Origin of the sequence: Methylomonas lenta (assembly GCF_001644015.1) — a bacterium.
Lineage (GTDB): Bacteria > Pseudomonadota > Gammaproteobacteria > Methylococcales > Methylomonadaceae > Methylomonas > Methylomonas lenta.
In genome coordinates this window covers 1-4,459 of sequence record NZ_LUUI01000140.1, presented here as the reverse complement: position 1 = coordinate 4,459, position 4,459 = coordinate 1, and the positions used below count along the sequence as shown (strand labels likewise).

The following is a 4,459-nucleotide window of genomic DNA, read 5'->3' as shown; positions in this document are numbered from 1 at the left end:
TTCATGCGCATTCCTAAGTCGCGTGAGTTGGGTTTGGGAAACGGATGGTTTACCATGCCTTTGGTATTTGATGCATTACATACTGACGAAATAGCAAAAATATTTGAGCAAGGTGGCTGAGTTGTCGCAAGGTACTTTTTTATTGGATACCCATATTTTGCTCTCTGCTGTGTTGGTGCCAGAACACTTGCCACAAGTCGTTCAAGATGATTTGATGGATGCTGGTAATACAGTCTTTCACAAGCGCTGCCGGCTTATTTGCTCACGAGTGACAATTTGTTGAGACAATAATCCGATTTAGTTATGCAAGTAGTGATGAATAAATAATGAAAATTTTGTATCCGGAACTTCCTCCATTTCACACCTTTTTGCTAGAAACCGACAGCATACACCAGGTCTACGTTGAACAATCTGGCAATCCGGCCGGGATGCCGGTAATTTTTTTACATGGCGGGCCTTGCTCCGGCACTAAGCCCGATCATCGGCGTTTTTTCGATCCGGCGCGTTATCACATTATTTTGTTGGATCAGCGCGGATGTGGCTTGTCACAGCCATTCGGTGAATTGCAGGGCAATACGACGCAGGATTTGCTGGATGATATGGAGCGGATTAGAAGTCGGTTGCGTATCGAGCAATGGTTGCTATTTGGCGGTTCTTGGGGGGGCACCTTAGCGTTGCTTTATGCGCAGCAATTTCCACAGCGCGTGTTAGGTATGGTATTGCGCGGGGTGTTTCTGGCACGACAGGTGGATATGCAGTGGTTTTTGCAAAACGGCGTTAATCGTATTTATCCAGAAGTTTGGCAGAATATGTTAAATAGCGTGTCAGCAAGCAGTGATGATGTGTTGGTTAAATTGTATGCTGCTGTGTTTGGAAAAGATCAGGCAGCGGCGGAGCGTGCGGCACGGCACTGGCAATGTTGGGGTGGTCAGGTGGCGTTAGGCGGCGATTTTTTGCCAAATAACGAGCCTTTAGATGTGCAAGCAGTCAAGCAATCCCAAATGGAATTGCATTACGCTAAAAATAATTATTTCATCGCCGAAGATCAGATTCTAAAGAATTGCGCTATTTTGCGCGATATTCCGACTATCATTATCCACGGTCAAAATGATTTGACGTGTCCGCTGGAGGCGGGATGGTCTTTACATCAGGCCTTGCCACAGGCGGAATGGCGGGTATTGCCTAATGCGGGTCATGTTGCAAAAGGAGAGGAAATGATTGATGCCCTGGTATCAGCGGCAGATAAAATGGCAAGGGAATTATCATAAATCTCAAGGTAAACATGATCAATAAAAAGCGACTGGTCATTGCTATGACTGGGGCTACGGGTGCTATTTATGGTGTGCGTATGCTGCAAGTTTTAAAAGAGTTGCCTGAATGGGAAACGCATTTGGTTATCTCTTCAGCTGGGTTGGTGAATTTGAAGTATGAGCTGGATATGGATCGTTCAGATGTGTATCGGTTGGCCGACGTGACGCATGGTATTAACGATATTGCGTCGTGTATTGCCAGTGGTTCGTTTAAAACAGAAGGGGTGATCGTAGCGCCGTGTTCGATGAAAACACTGGCGGCTATTGCTCATGGATTTGGTGATAATTTGATCTCCCGCTCGGCAGATGTTGCACTGAAAGAAAGGCGAAAAACTGTTTTGTTGCCACGGGAGACGCCTTTGAATTTAGCGCATATTCGTAATATGGCCGCAGTAACTGAAATGGGTGGTATTATCTTCCCGCCTATGCCGGCTTTTTATAATAAAAGCGACTCGGTCAAAGCCATGGTGGATGAAGGGGTTGGTCGCATCCTGGATATGTTCGGGGTGGATGTTGGAGAGCTCTTCACGCCATGGATTGGTTTGAACGGAAAAATATAAAAATTCGTGCAAAAATAATAAAATTGACAATGAAATGGCAGGCTTTCAATTGACAGAATGCCTAGTTCTGATTTAGAGTTGCTGCCAGCTTTTTTATTGCTTATCAACAATGATTGTTTTTACTGCTAATCAAAGCAGCTTAATCGTATGTGGGTGAGTAGTCCTTATAACTATAACTGTAACAATCGGAGCACATCTCATGGCAAGACCCTTAATTCAAATGGCGTTGGACTCACTGGATTTCGACCAAACTGTAGCATTGGCCGATCAAGTAGCGCCTTATGTTGATATTTTTGAAATCGGTACCCCTTGCATCAAATACAACGGTATTAATCTGGTTAAAGAACTGAGACAACGTTTTCCAGATAAATTGTTGTTGGTTGACCTGAAAACTATGGATGCTGGCGAATACGAAGCCGGTGCATTCTACGCAGCTGGTGCGGATATCTGCACCGTGTTGGGCGTATCTGGCCTGGCTACTATTGCTGGTGTTATCAAAGCAGCCAAAAAATATGGCGCTGAAACTCAAATCGATTTGATCAATGTCGAAGACAAATCTTATTGTGCAAGAGAATCCGTTAAATTGGGTGCGCAAATCATGGGTATCCACACAGGTTTGGATGCACAAGCAGCAGGTCATACCCCTTTTGGTGATTTGAATGAAATCGCTGGTTTAGGTTTAGGCGTTCGCATTTCTGTGGCTGGCGGTATCAAGCCTGCTACTGTGCAACAAGTTGTTGAAGCCGGCGCAAACATCATTGTTGTTGGTGCAGCTATTTATGGCGCACCATGCCCTGCGACAGCTGCTAGCGAAATTCGCGAACTGGTTGACGCCGCAGCTGCATAAGCCAGCTTTGGTTCTTCCTAGCTTTTACTAGGCAAACTAAGGACGGGTGGCCTGCGCCACTCGTCCTTTCTTCGTTTTAAATACCTGAATTATAAAGCGGCCATTACGCCGCAAGCTCAGCTTACATAAAAATTTTTAGGAGATATATATGCCTTCGCGCCGAGACTTAGCGAACGCCATCCGCGCACTCAGCATGGACGCCGTCCAAAAAGCCAACTCAGGACATCCTGGAGCCCCGATGGGGATGGCTGATATTGCAGAAGTATTGTGGAATGATTTTCTGCAGCACAATCCCTCTAACCCAAAATGGCCCAACCGAGATCGTTTTGTCATGTCCAACGGTCATGGCTCCATGTTAGTCTATTCCTTGCTGCATCTGGCGGGATACGATTTAGCCATTGACGAACTGAAAAATTTCCGTCAACTGCACTCACAAACGCCAGGTCACCCTGAATATGGTTACACCGCCGGTGTTGAAACCACCACCGGTCCTTTGGGACAAGGCATCACCAACGCTGTCGGTTTTGCTTTGGCAGAGCGCACCTTGGCGGGTCAATTCAACCGTCCAGGTCACGACGTGGTTGATCATCACACCTACGTATTCCTGGGTGACGGTTGTTTGATGGAAGGCATCTCCCACGAAGCCTGCTCACTGGCCGGCTCCATGGGGTTGGGCAAACTGATTGCCTTCTACGACGACAACAACATCTCCATCGACGGCGAAGTGCGCGGCCACGGCAATGTGCACGGCTGGTTCCTGGACAACACCCCGCAACGTTTCGAAGCTTACGGCTGGCACGTCATTCCTAAAGTCGACGGTCACGATGCTGACGCCGTGAAAAAAGCCATTGAAGAAGCGAAAAAAGTCACTGACAAACCAACCATTATCTGCTGCCAAACTATCATTGGTTGGGGCTCGCCGAATAAAGAAGGTAAAGAAGAATGTCACGGTGCTGCATTAGGTGAAGCTGAAATCGCCGCTACCCGCGAGCGCATTGGCTGGCCGCATGCACCCTTCGAAATTCCAGCCGATATCAAAGCCGGATGGGATGCTAACAGCAAAGGCGCTAAACAAGAAGCAGACTGGAATGCCAAGTTTGCTGCTTACAAAGCGGCGCATCCTGAGCTGGCTGCTGAATTCGAACGCCGCATGGCGGGCGAACTGCCAGCAGACTGGGCTGAAAAATCCAATGCCTTCATCGCTGCGGTAGACGCCAAAGGCGAAACCATTGCTAGCCGAAAAGCCTCACAAAACACCCTGAACGGTTTTGGTCCATTGTTGCCAGAGCTGCTGGGCGGATCTGCTGACTTAGCCGGCTCCAACCTGACTCTGTGGTCAGGCTGCAAAGACGTTAATGCTGACGGACATGACGGCAACTACATCTATTACGGTGTACGAGAATTCGGCATGTCAGCCATCATGAACGGCCTGACCCTGCACGGCGGCTTCAAACCTTACGGCGCCACCTTCCTGATGTTCAGCGAATACGCCCGTAACGCGCTGCGTATGGCTGCTCTTATGAAAGCACCGACCCTCTTCGTTTACACCCACGACTCGATAGGGCTGGGCGAAGATGGCCCAACTCACCAACCGGTCGAACAAACCGCTACCCTGCGCATGATACCCAACATGCAAGTCTGGCGTCCTTGTGATGCGGTTGAATCGGCCGTAAGCTGGAAAGCCGCGATCGAGCGCAACGATGGTCCCAGCACGTTGATCTTCTCCCGTCAAAACCTGGCGC

The 4,459-nt window shown here is 48.4% G+C and carries 4 protein-coding genes; all 4 read left to right on the top strand.

What is annotated here, in order from left to right:
- Window positions 1-326 precede the first annotated feature (326 nt).
- A complete protein-coding gene (gene pip, locus A1359_RS16730; RefSeq protein WP_066985782.1) occupies window positions 327-1,268 on the top strand; it encodes a prolyl aminopeptidase in 942 nt (313 codons plus the stop codon).
- Window positions 1,269-1,282: 14 nt separating this feature from the next.
- Entirely contained in the window at window positions 1,283-1,870 is a 588-nt protein-coding gene (locus A1359_RS16725) for a UbiX family flavin prenyltransferase (RefSeq protein ID WP_066985779.1), read from the top strand.
- Window positions 1,871-2,069: 199 nt separating this feature from the next.
- Complete coding sequence (gene hxlA / locus A1359_RS16720) at window positions 2,070-2,717, top strand: 3-hexulose-6-phosphate synthase (RefSeq protein ID WP_066985776.1); 648 nt, start codon at window positions 2,070-2,072, stop codon at window positions 2,715-2,717.
- A gap of 148 nt (window positions 2,718-2,865) precedes the next feature.
- The coding region (gene tkt / locus A1359_RS16715) for a transketolase (RefSeq protein WP_066985773.1) at window positions 2,866-4,459 on the top strand (1,594 nt) is incomplete at its 3' end.

Excerpts from the sequence above, each read along its gene's own strand:
- A1359_RS16725 (WP_066985779.1), top strand. The coding sequence starts at position 1,283 with ATGATCAATAAAAAGCGACTGGTCATTGCTATGACTGGGGCTACGGGT.
- hxlA (WP_066985776.1), top strand. The coding sequence starts at position 2,070 with ATGGCAAGACCCTTAATTCAAATGGCGTTGGACTCACTGGATTTCGAC.
- pip (WP_066985782.1), top strand. The coding sequence starts at position 327 with ATGAAAATTTTGTATCCGGAACTTCCTCCATTTCACACCTTTTTGCTA.